The organism is Pedobacter sp. AJM (assembly GCF_002197755.1).
Taxonomy (GTDB): Bacteria; Bacteroidota; Bacteroidia; order Sphingobacteriales; family Sphingobacteriaceae; genus Pedobacter.
Genome location: NZ_NHOT01000012.1, coordinates 78,590 through 102,296, shown reverse-complemented (window position 1 = coordinate 102,296; position 23,707 = coordinate 78,590). Strand labels below are relative to the sequence as shown.

Below are 23,707 nucleotides of genomic sequence, written 5' to 3'. Positions count from 1 at the left end.
ATTGGATATTGTAGCCATAATTTACATTTGCGGTGTAAATTATACCATATGTTTCGCAAGTCTTTATCCTATTTTGCCGTTTCATTCCTTATCTTTCTTTCATTAACTGCAAAAGCACAAAAAATAAGCTTAAAAGAAGCTGTAAACACTGCTTTAACCAATTATGGTACCATTAAGGCAAAGGATAATTATGCAAACGCATCAAAATCTTCCATTCAGCAAGCCAAGCGGGAATATCTTCCAAATTTTAGCTTAAGTGCACAGCAGGATTATGGAACCATTAATGGTCAGAACGGGCCTCAATATGGTTTGGGTGGCCTGGGAGCCGCATCATCTGGTCCTGCACTTGATCACCAGAACTGGAATGCTGCTTTTGGTGCATTATATTTAGCCAATATCAACTGGGATTTTTTCACTTTTGGCCGGGTAAGTGCGCGCATTAACATTGCCGGCGCCACCTATCAGAGAGACCAGAATGACCTGGAGCAGGAAAAATTTCAGCAGGAAATCCGGGTTTCAGCGGCTTATTTAAATCTGCTTGCTGCAAAGCGTTTAACCCGGTCGCAAGAAAAGAATTTAGCGCGGGCCATTATTTTTAAAAACACGGCAGTAATCAGGACTAAAAACGGTTTAATCGCCGGTGTGGACTCCTCCTTTGCCAAAGCTGAGGTATCAAGCGCAAGGATAGCGCTTACAAAAGCCAGGGATGTAGAACAGGAACAAGCCAATAAACTCGGGGTTTTAATGGGGTTAAGTGCTGTATCTTACGAGGTAGATACCGCTTCCATTACGCGAATCCCCGGCAACCTGCTGAGCGACACCAGCATTAAAAGCTCACATCCTTTATTAAGATTTTATCAAAGCCGGATAGCCGTAAGCGATCAGCAGGTAAATTATTACCGGAAACTGTATTATCCCACCTTTTCTTTTTTCGGGGTAACCCAAACACGTGGCTCCGGTTTTAGCTCCGCCTACCTGCTCAACCAAAATGCTTATACCAGCAGCTATCTTGATGGCATTAAACCTACCCGTGAAAACTATTTGATTGGCATAGGTATGACCTGGAACTTGAGTGCCTTGCTCAAAAACCATCCGCAGGTCCGGGCACAATCCTTTATCAGTGCCGGTTTGAAGGAAGAATATGAAATGGCCGATCAGCAATTAAGGGCGCAGCTTTTACTGGCCGAGGCCAAATTGAAAAATGCCCTCGAAAATTACAGGGAGGCCCCTATCCAGGTAAAGGCGGCATCTGATGCCTATCTGCAAAAAAGCACGCTGTATAAAAACGGGCTGACGACACTGGTGGATTTAACACAATCGCTCTTCACTTTAAACCGGGCTGAAACCGATCGCGACATCGCTTATACCAATGTTTGGCAAGCCTTATTGTTAAAATCTGCAGCATTGGGCAATTACGACATATTTATTAACGAATTTTAATCAACACCATACATGAACCTTATCCGTTTTGCCTTACGTAAACCCATATCCATATTGGTTTTAGTTGCGGGCTTATTCTTTTTCGGCATCGGGGCCATCAACCAGATTAAGGTTGATATTTTGCCGCAGATGAATTTGCCGGTGATCTACATAGCCCATCCCTTTGGCGGCTATACGCCCACGCAGATGGAATCTTATTTTGGCAAGCAATACATCAATATTCTGCTGTTTGCAAATGGTGTGAAAAGTATTGAAACCAAAAACACCCAGGGTTTGATGCTGATGAAACTCACCTATTATGAAGGTACCAATATGGCGCAGGCGGCTTCCGAACTAAGTGCCTTATCCAATCGTGCGCAGGCCATTTTCCCGCCGGGTTCGCAGCCGCCTTTTATTATCCGTTTCGATGCATCCTCACTTCCTGTAGGTCAGCTGGTGCTGAGCAGTCCCATTCGTTCCAATAATGAACTGCAGGATTTAGCCAATACTTACGTCCGTTCTTCATTCTCTGCCATACCAGGACTTTTATCTCCGGCACCCTTTGGCGGTAGCCCCAGGACCATTGAAATCAATGTAGACCCAACCCTCTTGCGCTCGCACAATTTAACGGTTGATCAGATTGTAGAAGCCATCAGGTTAAATAACCAGACTGCACCATCCGGAAATGTCCGCATCGGGGATAAAAATTATATTACGCCTACCAATTATACGATCAAAAAAATAAAAGATTTTGAACATATTCCACTGTTTAAAGGCGGGGTACAAAACCTGCAGCTCCGTGATGTGGCCACGGTAAAAGATGGTGCAGACTTAACCGCAGGTTATGCCCTTATTAACGGGAAGCGATCGGTTTATTTAAGTATTGCCAAATCAGGCGATGCCTCTACCTGGGATGTGGTTAAAAACTTAAAAAAGAACCTTCCGGCCATACAAAATACCCTGCCCGAAGATGTTAAATTATCCTATGAATTTGACCAGTCGGTTTATGTGATTAATGCTGTAAAAAGTCTGGTTAGTGAGGGAGCTATCGGTGCCATTTTAACTGGTTTGATGGTATTGCTTTTCTTGGGCGATAAAAGAGCGGCCTTAATTGTGATCCTCACCATTCCCACCTCCATTATTGCAGGCGTTTTATTCCTGAAATTATTCGGGCAAACCATCAACATCATGTCATTAAGCGGCCTGGCGTTGGCGATCGGTATCCTGGTGGATGAGTCTACAGTAACCATTGAAAACATACACCAGCATTTCGACATGGGAAAACCCAAAGCACTTGCCATCTGGGATGCCTGTAAAGAGATTGCCTTCCCAAAATTATTGATCTTATTGTGTATTCTGGCCGTATTTGCACCAGCCTTCACCATGACCGGGATTCCGGGTGCATTATTTTTACCCCTTGCCCTGGCCATAGGCTTCTCTATGGTGGTTTCTTTCCTGTTATCGCAAACCTTTGTGCCCATTATGGCCAACTGGCTCATGGTGGCGCATCCTAAAAAAGGAACTGCACATCACCCGGGTATTACACAGGATGAGGCTGATTTTGAGGCCACCGGAATCCCGATAGAAAGTGAGGGAGATACCTTAAATCAGAAGAAAATGCTCGTTGAAAGAGCAGATTTTGGCGAAGATGGCAAAATAGGTTTCTTCGACAAATTCAGGAACCGTTTTATGCGCTTTCTGGACAGGATTCTTCCCCACCGGAAGATAGTGGTGATGCTTTACCTGCTGGTAATTATCGGCTCTGCGGCACTACTCCTAATGAATATTGGTCGGGATGTATTGCCAAAAGTAAATTCCAGTCAGTTCCAGCTGAGGTTAAGGGCACCTGACGGGACCCGGTTAGAAAGGACAGAAGAAAAAGCAAATACCGTTTTGGCAGAACTAAAAAAAATGGTTGGGGCAGAACACGTTTCCATTTCTTCGGTGTATGTTGGTCAGCACCCCGCCCTGTTTTCTGTAAACCCGATCTATTTATTTATGGCGGGTCCGCATGAAGCTGTTTTCCAGGTCAGCTTAAAAGATTACGAAGCCGATATGGATGATTTTAAAGATCAGTTGAGGGCCAGAATTAAAGAGAAACTGCCTGATGTAAAACTTTCCTTTGAGCCGATTGAACTCACAGATAAAGTACTAAGCCAGGGCTCTCCAACCCCGGTTGAAGTGCGTATTGCAGGTAAAAACAAAAAACAGAACGAACTTTATGCCAACAAAATCCTGGCTGAATTAAAAGAAATTCCCTACATGAGGGATGTGCAGCTGGCTCAACCCATTAAATATCCGTCGCTGAATATCGATATTGACCGCACCAGGGCAGCACAGATTGGTGTAGATATGGCCGATATTTCGAGATCATTGATTGCCTCAACATCATCCTCCCGTTACACAGATAAAAATGTCTGGCTGGATGAAAAAATCGGATTGCCTTACAGCGTCCAGGTGCAGGTACCCATGAACCAGATGACCAGTAAGGATGATATTGGTGAAATTCCGCTGCTCAAAAATACTGCACGCCCGGTACTGAGCGATGTAGCTACCATCACTGCAGATACAACTTATGGCGAAAACGACAATGTGGGCGCCATGCCATTCTTATCGGTTACAGCAAACCTTTACCATACCGATCTGGGAACTGCTACTAAAAATGTGAACAAAGCCATTGCGGATATTGGCGAACTACCAAGAGGACTGACCATTTCGGCTATTGGCTTGGGTAAGGTATTAACAGAAACGCTGGACAGTTTACAATCTGGCTTACTGGTGGCCATTGTGGTGATATTTTTAATGCTGGCGGCAAATTTCCAGTCGTTTAAAGTTCCCCTGGTAATTTTAGCAACCGTTCCGGCGGTAATTCTGGGTGCTTTGCTCCTGCTTACCTTAACTGGTTCCACGCTTAACCTGCAATCCTACATGGGCATTATCATGTCGGTTGGGGTATCCATTGCCAACGCCGTTTTACTGATCACCAATGCTGAACATTTGCGCAAACACAATGGCAACGCGCTGGAATCAGCCAGGGAAGCTGCTGCATTACGACTTCGTCCGATTATTATGACGAGTGTGGCCATGATTGTGGGCATGATGCCCATGGCCATTGGCCATGGTGAAGGTGGCGGGCAGGTTTCGCCCCTCGGAAGAGCCGTAATTGGCGGATTACTGGCCTCTACATTTGCGGTTCTGATTATTTTACCGCTAGTGTTTGCCTGGGTGCAGGGCAAGGAAACTACCGATTCCATGTCATTGGATCCGGAGGATGAAGAAAGTGTACATTACATTAAAGGTTTAGCAGAAAACGAATAAATTACGACCATCATGAATATAAAAATATTGTCTACTTTTTTAGGATTAACCCTGATCACCGCCATGTATGGTTGCGGAAATACGGAAAACAAAACCGAAAAGAAAAAAGAAAAGCCTTTAAACATTGCCACTTTCGAATTAAAAAAAGAACGGCTGTCTACCCGGCTGAGTTTACCAGGAGAATTGATTGCGCGGCAGCAGGTTGACCTGTATGCCAAGGTGAGCAGCTTTGTTAAATCGCTAAAAGTGGATATCGGATCAGAAGTGAGCAAAGGTCAGTTGCTGATGACTTTGGAAGCACCTGAAATGAGTTCTCAGCTGGCGGCAACACAATCCAGGATTAAAGCGCAGGAGGCCATTTATACGGCCAGCAAAGCAAACTATAACCGTTTGTATGAAACCAGTAAAACACCTGGAACCATTTCAACAAATGATCTGGATCAGGCCTTGGCTAGAAAGAACGCAGATCTGGCGCAATTGGAAGCTGCCAGAGCGGCATACAAAGAGGTGGGCTCCGTGCAGGATTATTTAACCATCAGGGCACCGTTCAGCGGAATTATCTCGGCCAGAAATGTAAACCTGGGTGCCTATGTAGGTCCATCCGGCAAGGGCTCAGATTTACCGTTATTTACGCTTCAGGACCAGAAAAACCTGAGGTTAGCCGTTTCCATACCCGAAGTTTACACCGGTTATTTAAAGGCTGGTGACGCAATCACTTTTACGGTTAAATCATTGCCCAACCAAAATTTTACAGCTAAAGTAAAACGCCTTTCGGGTGCTTTGGATTTACGCCTCCGTTCTGAACGCATTGAAATGGATGTGCCAAATGCGGGTAAAACATTATTACCTGGTATGGTAGCAGAAGTCAATATTCCCTTACCTGCCCATACAGGCACTTTTGTAGTGGCTAAAAAAGCACTGCTGGATACCAGCGAAGGTTTATTTGTATTGAAAGTTGTAGATGGAAAAATGGTGAAAATAGCAGTTAAAAAAGGCAGGGAAGCAGATGATCGGGTAGAGTTATTCGGCAACCTCTCAGAAGGTGACAAATTAGTTGCAGAACCGACGGAAGAAATGCATGAAGGAATGCCGATTAAATCTTAAATTTGATTTCATAATTGTTTTAATATGCTGGCGAGAAATCAGGAAATTAATGCCTTAAATAAAAAAGAAACCCTGGAGGATTTTTACAATAAACTAAAAATTACCCGTCCTGAAATTCCTACGCCCAGCCTGAGAATGATTGATGACATCGGTCATTTCAATGTGTTTAACCGTGCGGTGGTTTGCACCAATATGCCTTCAGCATTTAGCAGGCGCGATTTTTATAAAATATCGCTCATCATTGGTAATGGCATCCTGCACTATCCGGATGCGCAAATAGAAATTAAAGGAAGGGCCTTATTGTTTACCAATCCCAATATCCCATATTCATGGGAAAGCACCTCAGTGAAACCTGCAGGATATTTTTGTCTATTTACCGAAAATTTCATCCATAGCCGGAATGAAAGCTTACGTGATTCTTTAATCTGGCGAATTAATGACTGCCCGGTTATTCATATTGATGAAGCACAGGAACAAACGCTGGTGGGTATTTTTTCCAGTATGATGAAAGAAATGGACGGTGATTATGTACATAAATACGACCTGCTGCGAAATTATGTACAACTGATCATTCATGAAGCCTTAAAGGTTAAGCCGAAAGACAGTCTCTTTAAGCAAAATAATGCATCGGTCAGGTTAACGGCTTTGTTTATTGAATTGCTGGAGCGGCAGTTCCCGATTGGTTCTACAGAACATGTATTGGAATTAAAAACGGCACATGATTTCGCCTTACGTTTGGCTGTTCATGTGAACCACCTTAACCACACGGTAAAGGATGTAACAGGAAAAACCACTTCAGAGCATATTGCCAAAAGAATTACTACAGAAGCCACTGCCCTTTTAAAGCATACCGAATGGAATATTTCTGAAATTGCCTATTGCCTTGGTTTTGAATATCCTGCCAATTTCAATATCTTTTTTAAACGCCAGGTTCAGTGTACGCCAAAAGCCTTCAGGGCAGGCTAACCTTCAGCCAGCCGGTAATGCTCATCCTCGGTTTATGGGTAATCAAAACTTCATGGGGTAAATCTGCACTTCTGAAGAATACAGTTTTGCCACTCTCCGGTGAGATACTTTGCACAAAGTCATCGTGATAGATGCAGAGTTCTCCCCCATCGCCATCTTCCCAGCCGGTATTCAGGTAAAGGATCATGGAATATTGACGGCTACCGTTGTTTTGAAACTGATCAACATGTTTTTGATAAAAGGTGCCCGCTTCGTAAAGGGCGTAGTGAAATTCATAGTCTGTAATGCCGGTATAACAGGTGTGATTGAGATAAAGCACAAATTTGTCCATTAAATCAAAAAATTCATTTTCATACTTGTTGTGATGAGAACGATCCAGCCAATAAATGACATCACTCCTGATGCGCTTATCCTGGTTGATGATCACCTCATTCCCTGTTCCCCCGTTTAAAAATTCCTGATCGTGATATAAACTGAGTAGATTTTCCTTTAAATTTGCAGATAGTGTAAGATTCAGAAAGTTTTCTGCTGTACCCACTTTACTCTTGATATAACGATCAATGAGGCAATCAAATATTTTTTCCAATGAAAAAGATAATCTTAAAGCTGAATGCCTAGAGGCTTTAAAGGTAGCCTTTAATCAGGACTATATTTTTAAAACTTTACCTTAGTATAAACATTCTCCTTATGCAACACCGTTTGTTCCCAGCTCAATATTCTACCCTTTCATCAGCTGCCTTACAAGCACATCTTATAGATGCCTACCAATTACCTGCTGACACGACTTGCAGGCTGCTGATCAGAAATGTAAGCGACACCTATCTTTTAGAAAACAGCGAAAGCCAATACATTTTCAAAATTTATCGTGATGCGCACCGTAAGCTGGATGAAATCAGCGGGGAAGTTTCTTTGTTGAATGCGCTTAAGGCTGACGGACATTCGGTATCTTACCCCATAACAGATCGGCATAACAGGCAAATCCAGCAGTTTAATGCCATAGAAGGGCTAAGGAATGGCATTCTCTTTACTTTTGCACCGGGCAAAGTCATTTATGACCTGAATGAAACGCAACTGCATACGCTGGGTACGGACATTGCAAAATTGCATGTCAGCACATCTGCCATCACCTTAAGCCATCCAAGGCCTGTTTTTAATTTTCAAACTACCCTACTTGACCCATTGAATAGCCTGGAGCCACATTTGAAAGAAATGCCTGAAAATTTTGAATACTTAAAAGATATTGCTCAGCGGGTCATTCAAAAATTTAAGTCTTTTGATAGCGCATCATTTTCAACCGGCTATTGCCATTACGACCTGTTTCCGAAAAACTTCCACTTTGATGAAAAAGGAAAAATTACTTTTTTTGATTTCGACTTTGCAGGACATGGTTATCTGGTGAATGATTTAATGTCATTTCTGAATCATTACTTTTTTCACCAGCTGAACAATGCCATCACTAAGGAACAGGCGGCTAAAGATTTTAACATCTTTCTGGATGCCTATCAGCAGGTTAGAAAACTTAGCGCGGATGAAATTGATGCGATACCTTATCTCGGCATTTGCTTCCATTTATTTTTTCTGAAATTCTTTTATGACCATTTTGATGATTGGTCGAATCCTTTCTTGACACCAAAATTCACCAGAAGCAGGATAGAACTGATTCGGAAATGGGAATTGATGTATTGTAATTTTTAAGCAAATGTTAAAAAGTTCAACCATCCTGATTATCTTGTACCAACACTAAAAATCATTTAAAATGGATCAGAAAATTATCGCGCTTTACGATGAATATACCCATAGCGGACTGAACAGAAAGGATTTCTTAAAGAAACTGGCTTTACTGGCCGGTGGCACAGCCATGGCCATGACCATTTTACCCTTACTGGAAAACAATTATGCGGCAGCCGCAGCCTTTAACAGTGATGAAATTGAGGTAGAAAACATTAGCTATGCCGGCACGGATGGAAACATGAAGGCCGTTTTAGCAAAGCCCAAAACGAGCAGAAAATTGGGTTGCATTTTGGTGATCCACGAAAACCGCGGATTAAATCCACATATCATCGATGTAACAAAAAGAGTAGCAGCTGAAGGTTTTATCGCCTTAGGTGTAGATGCACTTTCACCCTTAGGCGGCACACCTACCGATGAAGATAAAGGCCGCGAGCTGATTGGAAAACTTGATCCGGAAAAGAACCTGCAGAATTATTTGAAAGGGCTGGAATATCTTCGCAACAGAAAAGATGCCAATGGCAAAGTGGCTTGCCTTGGCTTTTGCTGGGGTGGCGGCATGGCCAATAAGTTAGCAGTAGCTGATCCAAAATTACAGGCTGCCGTGGCCTACTATGGTGCACAGGCAAATGTGGCAGATGTTCCTCGTATTAAAGCCAGCTTAATGTTGCATTATGCTGGCCTGGATGAACGGATTAATGCCGGTATTCCAGCTTATGAAAAAGCCTTGCAAGACAACAACAAGGATTATAAAATCTATATTTACGATGGTGTGAACCATGCATTTAATAACAATACTTCACCAACCAGGTACAATGAGGCAGCGGCGAAACTGGCCTGGGGCAGAACAATTGATTTGTTTAAACATAAGTTGGCTATATTAACGAGATGATAACCCAATCCGTCATGCTGAATTTAGTGCAGCACCTTATTTTAGATTAACATCTTAAAGATAACGGCTATTCAAATAATTTTCCCGCAGATCTAGAAAATTTCCGCAGAATTAAGTGCTAAAGTCTGCGCTCATCATTTGAATCCGCGGGACCAGCTTTTGCATCATGCTGACCCATTCATAATAACGAAACTAATTCACGAAGACGAATCTTCAAGGGGCATCGTCATTGCTGGAGTCACGACAGCCTGCCCCGACATTTCGGGGAAGCAATCTGCTTCATAAAAATCTGCGCTGATCATTTGAATCCGTGGGAATAACCCTTCTCATCGTGCTGACTCCACTCCTCTTAACGATGATACGGTATCCCCTTCGGAAGGACGAGTATTCGAATAAATCCTCATTACAATAACGGTTTTATAAAGAGATTCTACACCCCAACCTAAAACAGTTCTGTTTTTAACATGGCCTTTAATATATTCGATTGTACGTCGAAATTATTGAGGTGGTTTAAGAAATTGATATCTGAAATTTTCATATAGCTATCTTCCAGCAGTGCAGTAATCTCTGCCGGAATTGCTACCTTCAGTACAGCGGCATTGCTTTTAAGTTTGTCATTTTTATATTCCAGTTCCTGTACAATGCGCGCTTTCTCAGAAAGGTTATTTTCTTTCTCTATTCCGTTGAGCAGGGATACATCACAAAACAGGAATAGGTTTCTGCTGGGAAAGAACATAAAATACCGGTCTGTATCCAGGAAACGATACACCTCCATCACCAAATCGCCACACTTTAAACCCAGGGCAAAGGTGGTACGAAAATCATGCTTGCACAACAGGCCCATCAGTTTCTTTTCTATAACGGCATTGATATTGGTGTAAACCTGCTTCGTACTGAAATCGATCAGCCGGGCAAGCTGATCAGGATTGATATCGAAATAAAAATCGTTGGCATACTTTGAGCTGAATACAAGCATGTTTTTTGAGAAAGGAAAGTCGGTACTGAGATCGGATAACACAGCGAATAACCGTCTTAACGACTGGTTAATTTTTAAAGATTGCTTTTGCTGATCTAAACGGTAATTTTGCTGGTTAACGACCGAACCGGAAATCCTGCTGATGAGTTCTTCATTAAGACTGATCTCATCATAAAGCAGACTCACATTTTTTTCGTTGCTCTTTTTTATTTTCCGCAACAGTGCAATTACACTTTCTGTAAACTGAACATGGAAAAGATCCAGTTTATCAATTTCCAGTTCTTCATTATTGGCAAATAGCTGATGAATAACCTGGCTCCGTAGATAAATTTTATATATAATCTCTTCATCAAAAAACACCGAAAGCAACTGTAAACGGTTGATTTCGGTGCTCGATTTTTCTAAAATATTTAAACGGTAATCATCCATGCTTTAATTTAACTCACCCTCGTTACGTTCTTTTTCAGCTCTGCTTCTAAAGTTTTCAACTCACCATCCAGCACTTTTCTGCTTTGTGCCCCTGCTTCATGAATTTGTTTGACCTCATTCAGGGTACTGATTAGCGATGCTGTCGTTATTTTAAGGGTCTCCAAAGATACCACAGTTTTCTCATTCTCCTTAGCTACATCAATGCTGTTTTGTTTCAGCATCTCCGCATTCTTTTGCAAAATGGTATTGGTAGTATCCGAAATTTTCTTCTGCATCTCTACATTGGCCTTTTGTCTTTGCAAGGCAACGGCAATGGTAAGCTGGTTTTTCCATACGGGGATGGTGGTAGAAACAATAGACTGTGCTTTTTCTGCAATAGAGGTATTGTTATTCTGTACCACACGGATCTGGGCCAGGGATTGCAGCATGATGAACCGCACGATCTTCATATCGGCCAGTCTTTTATCCAACCGGCTGATAAAGTCTCTTAAATCCGCAATTTCATAATCCTGGTAGTCTGCCGGCCGGCCTTCCATTTCAGCCAGTTTTAACGACAGTTCATTATATTTCAGCTGTCCGGCAATAATCAACTCTTCCATTTGATGAATGTAGCCCACATTGCTATCAAACATGGTTTGAAGGGAACTGTTATCCTTAATGGAATTTAATCGGCCAGCCTTAATTTTATTGGTGATCTTATCGATGTTATTCACCACCACATCATACTTCTGGAAGAGCTTTTTAACATCCACCACCAGCGATTTCAGAAAAGGAATCCTGGAAATAAAACTTTTGAAGCCGCTCTGCTCCAGCTCAGAAATATCAATATAATTCAGTTCGGAAAGCAATTCATTAATTAAGCCACCCACTTCGCCACTGTTGTAGGTTCTTACCGATGATAAAAAATCATTACTGTATTTCTCCATCGAATTCTGGGCATCGCTTCCGTAATTTAAAATTGAATTCACATCGGAGGGTTCCAGCGACTTGCCCAGTGCTGCATATTTTTCGGTTTCCTGAGGGGATATTTTTTCAAGATTTACATTTCCGTCTTTATCCAGTTTTACCGGGGTGAGCTCCGGAATAGTGTTTGGGTTGGTTTCCATAGTTTAATTTTTTTAAGCTTTAGGCTTATAAATAATTTTGAGTCACCGTTTTCACCGTATCTTCCAGTTTCTTATCTTTTGTAGGCTCTCCAATGGCATTAAATTTCCATTCGTTGTCCTTCTTATAGAAAACACCCATCACCATAGATACATGGCCGGCAAAGTTGGATCCGTTGGCAATGTCATACCTGGCGAAAACTTCTGTTACCTGTTTGGTTGTACCTTCGTAAATCCGGATAGAGGCAAAAGGAATGGTTCCGAAATCATGCCCCCTGAAGCTGTTTAAAACAAAAGCTACATAGGCCACATTGGCATCCAGCTTCGAGAAGTCGAGTGTGATAATTTCATTGTCCAGCCCGTCATCACCGCCCATATCGCCAGTTAAATCATCGCCACTGTGCTTAACAGATCCGTTTTTTGATTTCAGGTTACCAAAATAAACCACTTCCAGCAGTTGCTTGTTTTCATTGTACAAGGCACAGCTGGCATCTAAATCCACTGCTTCTTTTGATGAGCCAAAACCAAATAATCCCTTTTTCTCTATCGCGCCCCAGTTAATGCCTACACACACGTTTTGCAATTTGCTCCCGTTGCTTTTTTCCAGGCTGATGCGTTGTCCTTTTTGCAGATTGATTGCCATAATTTATTGATATTTGTTTAAATAATCCTGTAAACCACCTTTCATACCCACTCCTACGGCTTCAAATTTCCATTTGCCTTCACGCTTATAAATCCGACCGAATTCTACAGCGGTTTCAATAGAAAAATCTTCTTCCAGTTCATATTTCAAAATCACTTCATTGGTAACGGCATCAAAAATGCGCACAAATGAATTCCGCACCTGACCAAAGTTCTGTCTTCTGTTCTCCGCATCATGAATGGTCACCACCACGCAAATTTCGCTCACTTTCGGGTCTATCCGGGTTAAATCCACCTTAATTTGTTCGTCATCACCATCACCATCGCCGGTTAAATTATCGCCGGTGTGTTCTACTGCGCCGTCTGGTGAAACCAGGTTATTGTAGAAAACAAAATTCTCGTCAGAGATTAATTTCTTCTGGTCGTTTAAAATAAAAATTGAAGCATCCAAATCAAAGGCAGACCCTGTTGATGAATTGTTGGTATCCCAACCTAAACCTATTGTAAATTTCGGCGCATCGATATTTTCTCTCTGCCCCTTTTGCAAGTTGATAGCCATATTATATTAATTTATAAGTATTGTCTTTAATGTAACTTTTAATGAGTTGTAAATTATCAGCATAAGCCTCCATTAAATGGTAGCTGTTGCCTAAAGCCAGATCGTACAGCTGGTGAATAAAATCGTGATCCATACGCTCTAAAAATATCGAAAAGCTTTGGTGTTCGGCATTTAAGATATATTTCACAATCCGGGTATTGAAACAAAAATAACCGTTGCTGATGATTTTTTCCAGGTCGAAAATTGATTTTACCTGATGGTAATTCAGAAAATTCTCTACGTTGGGATGAATCTGAGGGTTAACCAATTCGGCAAAATAAAGCATATGGATTTCATTTTTTAAACCGTATGCTTTGGCCATTTTTAAAATCATGCGTTCATGGCTTCCGGTGATTTTAATATCGTCTAGGAACAATAAGGTTTTTCCTTCCAGAAAATCCCTGTCGATGTGAAAAGTATCATTACCGATCAAATTCATGCGTTCTTCGGCACTCAGTTCACCGTAATCCTCCTTATAGGTAATGGTACGGTGCACTTTTGCTTCCTGCACGGTAAGTCCGCCGTTTTCCACCAGCCAGCGGTTCAGTTGCGATACAAAATAATTTTTCATCGCAAAAGTTGCCGTAGGAATAAAACTGTAAGGACTGGAAATCACCACAATCTGGTCGGCTATCCGGTTATCGGCCAGGTAATACCTGATAAAGCCATCGGCCAGGTCTTTACCAAAAGAACGGGCCACCAGGTCATCGCCGAATTTAAAGCGGCTGTAATCATTCGGATCGAAGCCAAAATCGGCAGTATTATCTATTTTATGAAGGGAGTAGGTATATGGAATCATGAGAGAAGATTGGAGATAGATAGGTTGTTAGAATGGATCAACATGCTGTTTATGCCCATTTGCTGCGCGCCACGGACATCGGCCAAAGGATTGTCACCCACATGGATGATGTCATGTAGAGCCAAATCCGGATGTTTTTCCCGGTCGATCGTGTCAATCATCAGCTGAAAAAAACCACTGTTGGGTTTAGACATCCTCACTTCATCAGAATAAAGCTGAAAATCGATAAATTCATCAATTCCCAAATGAGTGATCACCTTTCGGAGGGTATGGCCTTTTATGAATCCCGTATTGCTTAAAATATTGGTAGAAGTTTCACCATGACCTTTAATTGCCGATAAAACGTCCAGGCAACGGTTACAATAAATTAAGGGCATGTGATGAAGCAGCAGTACTTCCATTTGCTGGTATAGTGCTTCCAGATCAAGATCATGAAAGTTAAAATCGTAGTCATTGATGATGCTGATCACCATCAGGTACATTTCATCGGCATCAACATTTTTACCGGTTTTTTCATTGATGGCATTCACCATTAAATCTACCTGTCTGAATACCAGTCCCACTTCATCCAAACTTTTACGCCTGGAATTAAGATGTTGATGGAAATAGCGTGTCCGCTGCAGTTTAAAAGCAGGGTTAGACTTAATTAAGGTTAACCAGAGATCAAAAGAGTAATGTTTATAAATGCGCATTCCCAATATGTTTTCCTGTAGCTATAATTGTAAATTCATGACCATACCTGTAACGTAGCTTTAAGAGTTATAATATGTAACACCTTAACAGACACGCGGCTGAGAATGTTTTATGACTGTTCTAAAACGTCTTCAGCTTTATCCGCTACCTCGAGGTCATTTTTGTTTTTTTTAGGGAAATTAAACAAAAGCGATGACAGTACCGGTAAAATAAAGATGGCTACGGTAAATATGGAAACAAATAAATCTGTTTTTTCGCCTTCTATAGCATGAGAAACAGGAGATTGCGGATTGAAATGCGTGAATAGAGAGGAGGTTAACTTAATTCCCAGGACACCGATTACAATGAAAGCAACCGTTTCTAAAAAAGTAAATTTCTCCATGAGTTTAACAAATGCCTGGGCAACGAAACGCATGGCTAAAATCCCCACAAACACGCCAATGTAAATCAGGTAAATATTATCGGTAAAGGCCACTGCAGCAAAAACGTTATCGATGGAGAAAGCCAGGTCCATTACTTCTACCAAGGCTACCGTAGCCCAAAAGGTACCAACCAAACCAACGGTTGATTTGTAAATCCAGCTTTTGCTTTTATCCACTTCTTCTTCCGCTTCATTCTTTTTGGCATTCTTTTTCCAGAAATAATCAAAAGCAAGGTAAATGAGGTAAAGGCCACCAAGTGGTTTTAGCCACCAGATTTTCACCAGCCAGGCCGCCAGGAATAAACAGATTCCACGGAAAACATAAGCCCCTATAATACCATATTTCAGTGCCTTATCCCGTTGATCTTTTGGAAGATCCATCACCATTGTAGCTAAAACCGCCGCATTATCGACTGACAGAAGGCTTTCGATTACAATTAAATTTAAAATAATAAGCAGGGCAGCCTGAATGTCATCACCTAAAACAGTGTGCAAAAAATCCATAGAACGTTATATATAATTAAGTATTGAGTTAGCAAAGAAAATAAAATATTCTGATTTGTATGAATAAACAACAATTTTAAAAATGCAGGTGATTAAGGCTTAGACCCGGTTGGCAAACAACTGTTACAATTGGTATCAAATCAATTACCTGCTGAGGATCAGTTCATAAATATTGCCTTTTTCACCAGCGAGGATGATCCGGTTTCCCTTTGCTGATTTTTGCACGGCATTAAAACTGTGGTCTGACAGATGTTTCCAGTTTTGTCCACTATCGGTAGAGATATCTGTTCCGGATGTTCCGGTAGCCACCAGCACCTGTTTATTCAGGTAAGTGACACCAGACCGAAAACCTGCAACAGGTGTGATGGGTTTGTTCCAGGTTTTTCCCCCGTCAGCAGTGATTAAAACATTATTGTCATTGACTTTATCCTTCACATAGTTTCCACCCACCACAACGCCATTTTGAGCATCAAAAAAATCAATCGAAAACGGGCCTGTGGTGTTTTCTCCCTGCCAGATCGGGCATTGATAAATATTCCAGTTTTTGCCGTAATCTGCAGAATAATAAATATGGGAAACAGATCCACCTGTGGCAATCCATACCTTTCCGCCCGCCAGCGTTTTAATGGTGGTTCCGCTTGCGGCAAAACCGGCCTCCCCTTCCGCCAGGTGCTGTTTCATGCCGGACGAGATATCTTTCCATGTTTTCCCTGCATCCGTTGTTTTTAACAAGGGCATTTTACCGTGAATAGGATCGCCAAAAATCATCCCGCTGTTGCGGTTCCAGAAACCCAATCCATCTAAAAAAATGGCTGAATCAATATTTTTATAATGCACACTCCAGGTGGCTCCACCATCATCGGTTTTAAGCACATAGGCAGGTGATCCGGCATTTACAAGGATGGCATGCTGACGGTCAAAAGCTTCTATATCCCTGAAATCCAGTTTTTCATACCCCTTTGGTTTGACCCACTGCCAGGTTAAGCCACCGTCTTCGGTTTTCCCTACAGCACCATTGCTACCGCTGGCCCATATCACCTGATCAGATACCACACTTAAACCACGTAAGCTGGTTTTGGTATTTTCATTTAAAGGCTTTAGGCTAAACGACTGCGCAGTGCAAAAAAAAGGTGCCATTAAAAGGCACCATATCAGTTTTTTCATTGTTATTATTTAACCCGCTTAAAAGTTTCAGATCTGCCCAATAGCGATATGCCAACATAGCCCCTCACATTTAACACATCATTTCCTTTCATGCTCATATTGCAGCTATAGGTTTTGCCACTTTTAGGATCATAAATGGTACCGTCTGTCCATTTCCCGTCATCGTAAACAAAATCTTTTAACAGCTCAACATTTAATAACGGCCTTTTTTGTAAAGCTGCATTTGGATTTTTAACATCCAGTTTTGGCTTTCCATTAATATTAGGTTCTTTAATCCAGGCTAATTTGCCGAAGTATTTATCACCTTTTTTATAGATTTCGATTTGTCCTTCGCCGGATGGATTAAGCCATTTACCAACAATTGCATCTTTATTCTGCGCAAATACTGAAAATGACGTGGCTACAAACAGCAGCATTAACAAGGGAAGCTTTCTCATATTTTTATTTATAGTTAGTTTTTAAAGATAGTGAATTGACTTTTGTATCCAAATAATTAAGCAAAATAATGCATATTTCCGAACATTTATCCGGTAACAATAGGCAGGTATTTTTGTCTGTAGGCATAGAAAAGGAACACATTCAAAATCAGCATCGCCGCCACCATAGGCAATTGTTGAGGGCCCAGGAAGGCATGATAAAGAAAAATATTTAAGGTAACCGGAAAGATGAGCAGTGCGCCTAGTGGTGCAGTACGTCCGATCAGCAATAAAATACCTGAAACCAGTTCTGTTCCCTTAATCAGGGGCATGAGGTAAACGGATGCCGTGACGCCGGTCATGAAAGTGGTCTGGTCGGTGGTCATGGCCGGCATTTCTCCGGGCATTATTTTCAGGAAATAAGGAACCGATGCAAAAAGATACATGGCCGCCAATAATAAACGGACAACAATGGCTGCAATTTTCATAATAATTTGATTTTTATAGGTTTACAAAATATTAAATTATAAAAATTCCGGCAGATTTTCACTGCCTGTGCTTTTATTTCTGCGGCACATCGTAATTAACCATCCATTGTATCCCGTATGGATCAGTTAGCATCCCAAAAAGTGCACCCCAGAACATTTTTTCCAAAGGCATGGTAATTTCGCCACCAGCAGATAAGCTTTCAAAAACCCGACGGGCTTCTGCTTCACTTTCAGCATCTACAGAAATCGAAATCCCGCTGCCATACGTGGCCGGTGGCATGGGCGGCAGAACATCAGTGCCCATGATGATGCCCCCTCCGATGGGTAGTGCGATATGCATGATTTTTTCCAGATGATCCTGCGGCATGCCTTCGCAGCCTGGCGCATCTTTAAATCGCTGAACAACCAGGAACTCCCCGCCGAAAACGGATTTATAAAAATTAAATGCGGCTTCTGTATTGCCATTGAAATTTAAATAGGGATTTATTTTAGCCATCTTTTTCTTGGTTTTTTAGTCTTTCGGCATGGATTAATTAATCTTGTTTGATGCTCATCAATGAAACCATAAAAATAAAATAAAATATTTTTCAACACTATTGACTTATTTCTTTTTTATTTCTATGTTTAATAAACAATTCACAAAAACTTAATGTAAAAATAACCTAACCAACAAACATCTAGTATTATGAGCACATTCCTATTAATCACAGCAGCCTTCTACGTCGGATCATTCGCCCTCATGTTATATTGCTATTTTTCTGCTGAACAGATTCCAAGCGACGACGAAAAATTCTAGGTACAATCTCAAAAAAATAAATCAGCGCTCTCAACAAGTTTTTTCCACCTGACCTTCCTGATTATTTCCAGACCTATAGCGCTTTAACCCGTTTTTATTTCTTTTCAATCCATTCCATGATTGCGGCAGCCTTGCCTGTATACCATAAAATCATCAAAGTTAACAAGAGGATCAATAATATCCACAAGATCGGCCATCCTTCAAATTTACGTTTTGAAGCCGGCACATAGGATTCTTTAAGATGCTTATGGTCAGATCCTATCCTATCGGAGTTTTTAACCGGTTTCGGATGAGATAAATTACTCATAAAATATATTTGGTTAGCCATACAAAACTAAAGGATAAACCTCAATTTCAAAATAATTATTCAAAAAAAGTTTCGTTTTTTTTCGATTTCACGACAACACCCCTCAAACCGAAAGAAAACCAAACCCAACAAGCTAAATCGTTTAAGAAAATCCGGTGATTGATGTAGTCACTGTGCAGGATAGCCGTTATTCGGGTAACATGGTGATCATGTTGCGCAAAGCAGTGATCACCGTTTACATTGAAGCATCCATCCGGTTAAAACCAGTGCATTCAAAACACAAACGGCCTCCGGAAATATCCGGAAGCCGCCTGATTTTGCTAAAAATTAAAAAAACGGGTTAATTCCATCCGCCACCTAGCGCATGGTAAATATTTACCACGGCATTAAGCTGTTGTTTTTTGGTTTCGATTAATTCCAGTTTGGATTGCAGGGCATCGCGCTGCGTCATTAATACTTCGAAATAATCTGCACGGGCCGATCTGAATAAAGCATTGGAAATATCAATCGATTCGGTAAGTGCCTTTACCTGCTGATTTTTTAAATCATAACTTTTTTGCAGATTATTGATATTCGACATCTGATTCGCCACTTCAATATAGCCATTCAATATGGTTTTCTCATAATCGAACACGGCCTGTAACTGTTTCGCATTTGCGGTAAGATATTCTGCTTTTATCGCATTTTTATTAATCAGCGGACCCGCTAAATCTCCGGCAAGGGAGTAAATTAAAGATTCTGGTGTTCTTAATAAATAGCTTGGGTTAAAGGCCTGATAACCTAATGTTGCAGAGATGCTTAGCGAAGGATAGAATTGTGCCTTCGCCACTTTCACATCTAATTTTGCCGCAGCCAGTTCCAGTTCGGCCTGTTTAATATCAGGGCGGTTCGCCAATAATTGCGATGGAATACCAGATTGTACCGTTGTTGGAACCAGGTCTGTAAAACTTTTGCTATCCCTGATGATGGGTTGCGGGTACCGGCCCAGCAGAAAATTAATTTTGTTCTCTGTCTCTGTTATATCTTGCTGAATATCAAATTGCATGCTCTTAGAGCTTAAAACCTCAGCCTGGAATTTCCTTACCGCAAGTTCAGTAACCCTGGTAGCCTCTTTCTGAATCTTCATGAGTTCCAGGGCATCACTTTGAATTTTAATATTTTGTTTTACAATATCCAGCTGGTTATCCAATGCCAGTAATTCATAATAGGAATTGGCTACCTCAGCCACCAGGTTCGTGACCACAAAATTCTTTCCTGCAATGGTTGACAGGTAATGATTCACCGCAGATTGCTTTGCATTCCGCAATTTATGCCAGATATCTGCCTCCCAGTTGGCCTGTAGTCCAAATTTGTAATCAGGCAGTACTTCAGGAACACGTTTTCCCGGCGTAATATCTGTTGAGGCATCGCCGGCACCGGGGCTGGTGTACCGGCCCACTTTTTCCAGTCCGGCACCAACACCATAACCTACTGTTGGTAAAAGGTCACCTTTTTTGGCTTTGATATCATTTCTGGCAATTTCAATATCCTGTAAAGTGATATTTAGTTCCTGGTTATTTTTCAAAGCTGTATCAATGAGGGTAACCAGATTAGGATCTGTAAAAAATGTTTTCCATTGGATGCTTGCGCTGTTTAGGGTATCCTTTGAGTCGCTAAAACCCTCAGGTACGTTTTTATTTTCAGCACGTTGCGCCACCTCCGGTAATTTACAGGCGGTATAAGCTGCACATATTACAGCTAAACCGAGGCTTTTATAAATGCTATTTTTAAACATTGTCTTCAATTTCTTCAGTTAACGGATGTCCTTCTTCAATATTGATCAGCTTACGTTTGGTTGCTATTGTACCAAAAATGTAAAACAAACCCGGGATGATCAATACGCCTAAAACGGTACCGAATATCATCCCGCCGGCAGCGGCTGTACCAATTGTCCGGTTCCCGATTCTTCCTGGTCCGGTAGCTATGGTAAGCGGAATTAAACCAGCCACGAAAGCGAAGGATGTCATTAAGATCGGCCTGAACCTGATGGCAGCACCTTCCATTGCAGCCTTGATAATGGTCACCCCCTGACTATGCCGGTGCATGGCAAACTCCACAATCAACACGGCATTTTTCCCCAGCAATCCAATCAGCATCACCATCGCCACCTGTGCATAGATGTTATTTTCTAAGCCAAACAGTTTGACGAATAAAAATGCACCAAAAATACCGGTAGGAAGCGATAAGATAACCGCCAATGGCAGAATAAAGCTTTCATACTGTGCAGCCAATACCAGATACACGAAACCCAGACAGATTAAGAAAATATAAATGGCTTCATTTCCACGGGATACCTCATCTTTTGAAATACCTGCCCAGTCAATGGCATAACCACGTGGTAAAGTTTTCTGTGCCACTTCTTTAATCGCCTCAATCGCTTGTCCGGAGCTGTATCCCGGTGCTGCCTGACCACTGATCTCTGCGGCATTGTGCATATTATGGCGTGTAATTTCAGATGGGCCATATACTTTTTTCATCGTCATAAAGGCAGAAAAAGGCACCATTTCATCTTTATTGTTTTTCACATAAAGTTTCAAAACATCTTCAGGTAAGGCCCTGTATTGTGGCGAAGCCTGAACCACTACTTTATACGGACGGTCATATTTAATGAAACTGGTTTCATAATCACTACCCACATAAGTAGATAAGGTATTCATGGCATTATCAATACTCACCCCTTTTTGCTGTGCCAGATCATTATCAATGTTCAGCATGTACTGAGGGAAACTTGCACTGAAGAAAGTAAATACCGAAGCCAGTTCTTTCCGTTTATTCAATTCCCTTACAAAATCGTTACCTACTGTTTCCAGTTTTTTGTAATCGCCACTTCCGGCCATATCCAGCAAACGACACTCAAAACCACCCGCTGCGCCATATCCCGGTACTGCCGGTGGTTGGAAAAACTCAACTGTGGCCCCAGGAATATCTTTGGCTTTTTCTTCGAGCACTTTAATAACATCAGTTGCTGAATTCTTACGTTCGCTCCAGTCTTTAAGGTTGATTAAACAGGTACCTGTATTTGATCCCGTACCTTCTGATAAAACCTCATAACCTGCCAATGAAGAAACTGATTTTACGCCTTCCACACTTTCAGACATTTTTTGCAGTTTTTCTGCAGCCTGATTGGTACGCTCTAAGGTTGAACCCGGAGGCATCTGAAGAATGGCATAAACCATCCCCTGATCTTCATTCGGAATAAAGCCTGATGGCACACTGTTACTGATAAAATAAATGCCCACACAAAATACGGCCAATACGCCAAAGGTAAATAACCGCCTGCCTACGACCTTACTTAAGACATTTTCATATCGGCCAGTTAGTTTGTAAAAGCCATTGTTAAAGCCATCCAGTAATTTATCAACAATCGTTTTCTTTTTAGCAACACCATGATTATTTTTCAACATCATCGCACATAGGGCCGGCGTTAAAGTTAATGCCACCACACCCGATAAGATAATCGCTGTAGCCATGGTGATGGAGAACTGCCGGTAAAAAATACCCACCGGACCAGACATAAAGGTTACCGGAATAAACACTGCCGCCATCAAAAACGTAATGGCAATAATGGCGCCGCTGATTTCTTTCATGGCCATTTGTGTGGCCTTCAAAACAGATAACTTCGGATCATGCTCCAGCTTGGCGTGTACGGCTTCAATTACCACAATCGCATCATCCACAACCACACCAATTGCCATGACCAAAGCAAAAAGTGTAATCAGGTTTAAAGTGATGCCAAAGAACTGCATGAATACAAACGTACCAATCAAAGATACCGGAACAGCAATCGCCGGAATTAGTGTAGATCTCCAGTCACCAAGGAACAAGAAGACCACTAAACCCACCAGGATAAATGCTTCTACCAGTGTGTGCACTACCTTCTCAATAGAGGCATCCAAAAATTTAGAAACGTCATAACTGATTTCATAATCCAGACCTTTTGGAAAGGATGTGGCTTTAATTTCAGCCATTTTGGCTTTTACATCTTTAATTACCTGTGTGGCGTTACTTCCGTATGATTGTTTTAATACAATAGCTGCAGAAGATTTTCCATTTAAAGTTGAGTAAAGGTTGTAGAATGAAGAACTGAAACTGATATCAGCCACATCTTTTAAGCGCAACATTTCACCATTGGGATTGGCCCTTAAAATGATATTGCCATATTGCTCAGGTGTGGTAAAACGGCCTGAATATTTTAACACGTATTCAAAAGCTTCAGAACGCTGACCAGAACTTTCACCTGTTTTACCCGGCGATGCTTCCAAACTTTGTTTACCCAAAGCATCCATGACTTCATCCGGAGAGATTTTATAGGTCTGCATCCTGTCTGGCTTTAACCAGATCCGCATGGCATAATCCCTGTCTCCCAGGATATCTGCAAAACCTACCCCGTCTACCCTTTTCAATTCGGAAAGTAAATTGATATCGGCAAAGTTATACAGGAAGTTCTGATTCATTTTTGGGTCGTTACTATACAAGTTGATATACATCAACATGTTAGGCTCTTCCCTACTGATTTTTACCCCTTCGCGAATGACCAAAGGCGGGAGCTTGTTGTTCACCGCAGCCACACGGTTTTGTACGTTTAATGAAGCCTGATTAGGATCTGTTCCCAGATTGAAAACCACCTGTACACTGGCTTCACCATCGTTACCGGCATTTGAAGCAATATATTTCATTCCTGGTACACCATTTAAGGCACGCTCTAAGGGAATGATAACTGATTTAACTAATAACTCGTTGTTTGCACCCGGATACTCAGCCGTGATGTTAACTTTAGGAGGTGATATCGTTGGAAATTGGGTTACGGGCAGACCTGTGATGGCCAAAACACCCAGAAACACAATAATTAGCGATATTACGATAGAGAGGACGGGCCTCTGTATAAATTTACCGAACATAATATGA

General features: G+C 41.6%; 22 protein-coding genes. 7 read left to right on the top strand and 15 right to left on the bottom strand.

The window, feature by feature from the left end; genetic code table 11:
* Positions 1 to 48 precede the first annotated feature (48 nt).
* Genes CBW18_RS18330 through CBW18_RS18315 form a run of 4 tightly spaced genes read left to right on the top strand, consistent with a single transcriptional unit; the run spans position 49 to position 6,807 of the window.
* Positions 49 to 1,440: a TolC family protein gene (locus CBW18_RS18330; RefSeq protein WP_088302835.1), complete on the top strand. Its 1,392-nt coding sequence runs from the start codon at positions 49 to 51 to the stop codon at positions 1,438 to 1,440.
* A gap of 12 nt (positions 1,441 to 1,452) precedes the next feature.
* A complete protein-coding gene (locus CBW18_RS18325; protein WP_088302834.1) occupies positions 1,453 to 4,737 on the top strand; it encodes an efflux RND transporter permease subunit in 3,285 nt (1,094 codons plus the stop codon).
* Positions 4,738 to 4,749: 12 nt separating this feature from the next.
* On the top strand, positions 4,750 to 5,841 hold the full coding sequence (locus CBW18_RS18320; RefSeq protein ID WP_088302833.1) for an efflux RND transporter periplasmic adaptor subunit: 1,092 nt from the start codon (positions 4,750 to 4,752) through the stop codon (positions 5,839 to 5,841).
* 24 nt (positions 5,842 to 5,865) lie between these two features.
* Positions 5,866 to 6,807: an AraC family transcriptional regulator gene (locus CBW18_RS18315; protein ID WP_088302832.1), complete on the top strand. Its 942-nt coding sequence runs from the start codon at positions 5,866 to 5,868 to the stop codon at positions 6,805 to 6,807.
* Here the strand turns inward: CBW18_RS18315 and CBW18_RS18310 are convergent.
* Positions 6,794 to 7,393 carry a 2OG-Fe(II) oxygenase gene (locus CBW18_RS18310; protein ID WP_088302831.1) on the bottom strand — a complete coding sequence of 200 codons (600 nt, stop codon included), beginning with the start codon at positions 7,391 to 7,393 and terminating at the stop codon, positions 6,794 to 6,796. The two genes, CBW18_RS18315 and CBW18_RS18310, sit on opposite strands and share 14 nt — an antisense overlap.
* Positions 7,394 to 7,494: 101 nt before the next feature.
* Between CBW18_RS18310 and CBW18_RS18305 the strand changes: the two genes are divergently transcribed.
* Together CBW18_RS18305 and CBW18_RS18300 are read left to right on the top strand one after the other, a co-directional pair.
* Complete coding sequence (locus tag CBW18_RS18305) at positions 7,495 to 8,502, top strand: phosphotransferase enzyme family protein (protein ID WP_088302830.1); 1,008 nt, start codon at positions 7,495 to 7,497, stop codon at positions 8,500 to 8,502.
* Positions 8,503 to 8,563: 61 nt separating this feature from the next.
* Positions 8,564 to 9,427: a dienelactone hydrolase family protein gene (locus CBW18_RS18300; RefSeq protein WP_088302829.1), complete on the top strand. Its 864-nt coding sequence runs from the start codon at positions 8,564 to 8,566 to the stop codon at positions 9,425 to 9,427.
* A gap of 442 nt (positions 9,428 to 9,869) precedes the next feature.
* On the opposite strand, the gene CBW18_RS18295 is transcribed toward CBW18_RS18300, so the two are convergent.
* The 12 genes from CBW18_RS18295 to CBW18_RS18240 all read right to left on the bottom strand — a co-directional run bounded on the left by CBW18_RS18295 (position 9,870) and on the right by CBW18_RS18240 (position 18,763).
* Positions 9,870 to 10,832 (bottom strand): hypothetical protein, encoded by a 963-nt coding sequence (locus CBW18_RS18295; protein WP_088302828.1) that lies wholly within the window; start codon positions 10,830 to 10,832, stop codon positions 9,870 to 9,872.
* 8 nt (positions 10,833 to 10,840) lie between these two features.
* Entirely contained in the window at positions 10,841 to 11,938 is a 1,098-nt protein-coding gene (locus CBW18_RS18290) for a toxic anion resistance protein (protein WP_088302827.1), read from the bottom strand.
* Between the two features lie 25 nt (positions 11,939 to 11,963).
* Positions 11,964 to 12,578 (bottom strand): TerD family protein, encoded by a 615-nt coding sequence (locus CBW18_RS18285; protein WP_088302826.1) that lies wholly within the window; start codon positions 12,576 to 12,578, stop codon positions 11,964 to 11,966.
* 3 nt (positions 12,579 to 12,581) lie between these two features.
* Positions 12,582 to 13,136 (bottom strand): TerD family protein, encoded by a 555-nt coding sequence (locus tag CBW18_RS18280; protein ID WP_088302825.1) that lies wholly within the window; start codon positions 13,134 to 13,136, stop codon positions 12,582 to 12,584.
* A gap of 1 nt (position 13,137) precedes the next feature.
* Positions 13,138 to 13,974, bottom strand: a complete 837-nt coding sequence (locus CBW18_RS18275; RefSeq protein WP_088302824.1) for a phosphoribosyltransferase family protein — start codon at positions 13,972 to 13,974, stop codon at positions 13,138 to 13,140.
* Positions 13,971 to 14,666, bottom strand: a complete 696-nt coding sequence (locus CBW18_RS18270; RefSeq protein WP_088302823.1) for an HAD family hydrolase — start codon at positions 14,664 to 14,666, stop codon at positions 13,971 to 13,973. Before CBW18_RS18270 ends, CBW18_RS18275 begins: the two co-directional genes overlap by 4 nt.
* Before the next feature lie 110 nt (positions 14,667 to 14,776).
* Positions 14,777 to 15,592, bottom strand: coding sequence for a TerC family protein (locus CBW18_RS18265; protein ID WP_088302822.1), 816 nt, complete (start codon positions 15,590 to 15,592; stop codon positions 14,777 to 14,779).
* Between the two features lie 144 nt (positions 15,593 to 15,736).
* Entirely contained in the window at positions 15,737 to 16,756 is a 1,020-nt protein-coding gene (locus CBW18_RS18260; protein ID WP_088302821.1) for a YCF48-related protein, read from the bottom strand.
* Positions 16,757 to 16,761: 5 nt separating this feature from the next.
* Positions 16,762 to 17,193 (bottom strand): DUF2147 domain-containing protein, encoded by a 432-nt coding sequence (locus CBW18_RS18255; protein WP_088302820.1) that lies wholly within the window; start codon positions 17,191 to 17,193, stop codon positions 16,762 to 16,764.
* Between the two features lie 86 nt (positions 17,194 to 17,279).
* A complete protein-coding gene (locus tag CBW18_RS18250) occupies positions 17,280 to 17,660 on the bottom strand; it encodes a DoxX family membrane protein (RefSeq protein ID WP_088302819.1) in 381 nt (126 codons plus the stop codon).
* A gap of 73 nt (positions 17,661 to 17,733) precedes the next feature.
* On the bottom strand, positions 17,734 to 18,156 hold the full coding sequence (locus tag CBW18_RS18245) for a VOC family protein (protein ID WP_088302818.1): 423 nt from the start codon (positions 18,154 to 18,156) through the stop codon (positions 17,734 to 17,736).
* 394 nt (positions 18,157 to 18,550) lie between these two features.
* Positions 18,551 to 18,763, bottom strand: coding sequence for a hypothetical protein (locus tag CBW18_RS18240; RefSeq protein WP_088302817.1), 213 nt, complete (start codon positions 18,761 to 18,763; stop codon positions 18,551 to 18,553).
* A gap of 155 nt (positions 18,764 to 18,918) precedes the next feature.
* On the opposite strand from CBW18_RS18240, the gene CBW18_RS18235 reads away from it, so the two are divergent.
* The gene (locus tag CBW18_RS18235; RefSeq protein WP_088302816.1) at positions 18,919 to 19,107 is read left to right on the top strand and encodes a hypothetical protein; all 189 of its coding nucleotides are present in this window, start codon (positions 18,919 to 18,921) and stop codon (positions 19,105 to 19,107) included.
* On the opposite strand, the gene CBW18_RS18230 is transcribed toward CBW18_RS18235, so the two are convergent.
* Together CBW18_RS18230 and CBW18_RS18225 are read right to left on the bottom strand one after the other, a co-directional pair.
* Positions 19,104 to 20,537: a TolC family protein gene (locus tag CBW18_RS18230; protein ID WP_088302815.1), complete on the bottom strand. Its 1,434-nt coding sequence runs from the start codon at positions 20,535 to 20,537 to the stop codon at positions 19,104 to 19,106. The two genes, CBW18_RS18235 and CBW18_RS18230, sit on opposite strands and share 4 nt — an antisense overlap.
* On the bottom strand, positions 20,530 to 23,700 hold the full coding sequence (locus CBW18_RS18225; protein WP_088302814.1) for an efflux RND transporter permease subunit: 3,171 nt from the start codon (positions 23,698 to 23,700) through the stop codon (positions 20,530 to 20,532). The genes CBW18_RS18230 and CBW18_RS18225 overlap by 8 nt, the downstream gene beginning before the upstream one ends.
* Positions 23,701 to 23,707 lie beyond the last annotated feature (7 nt).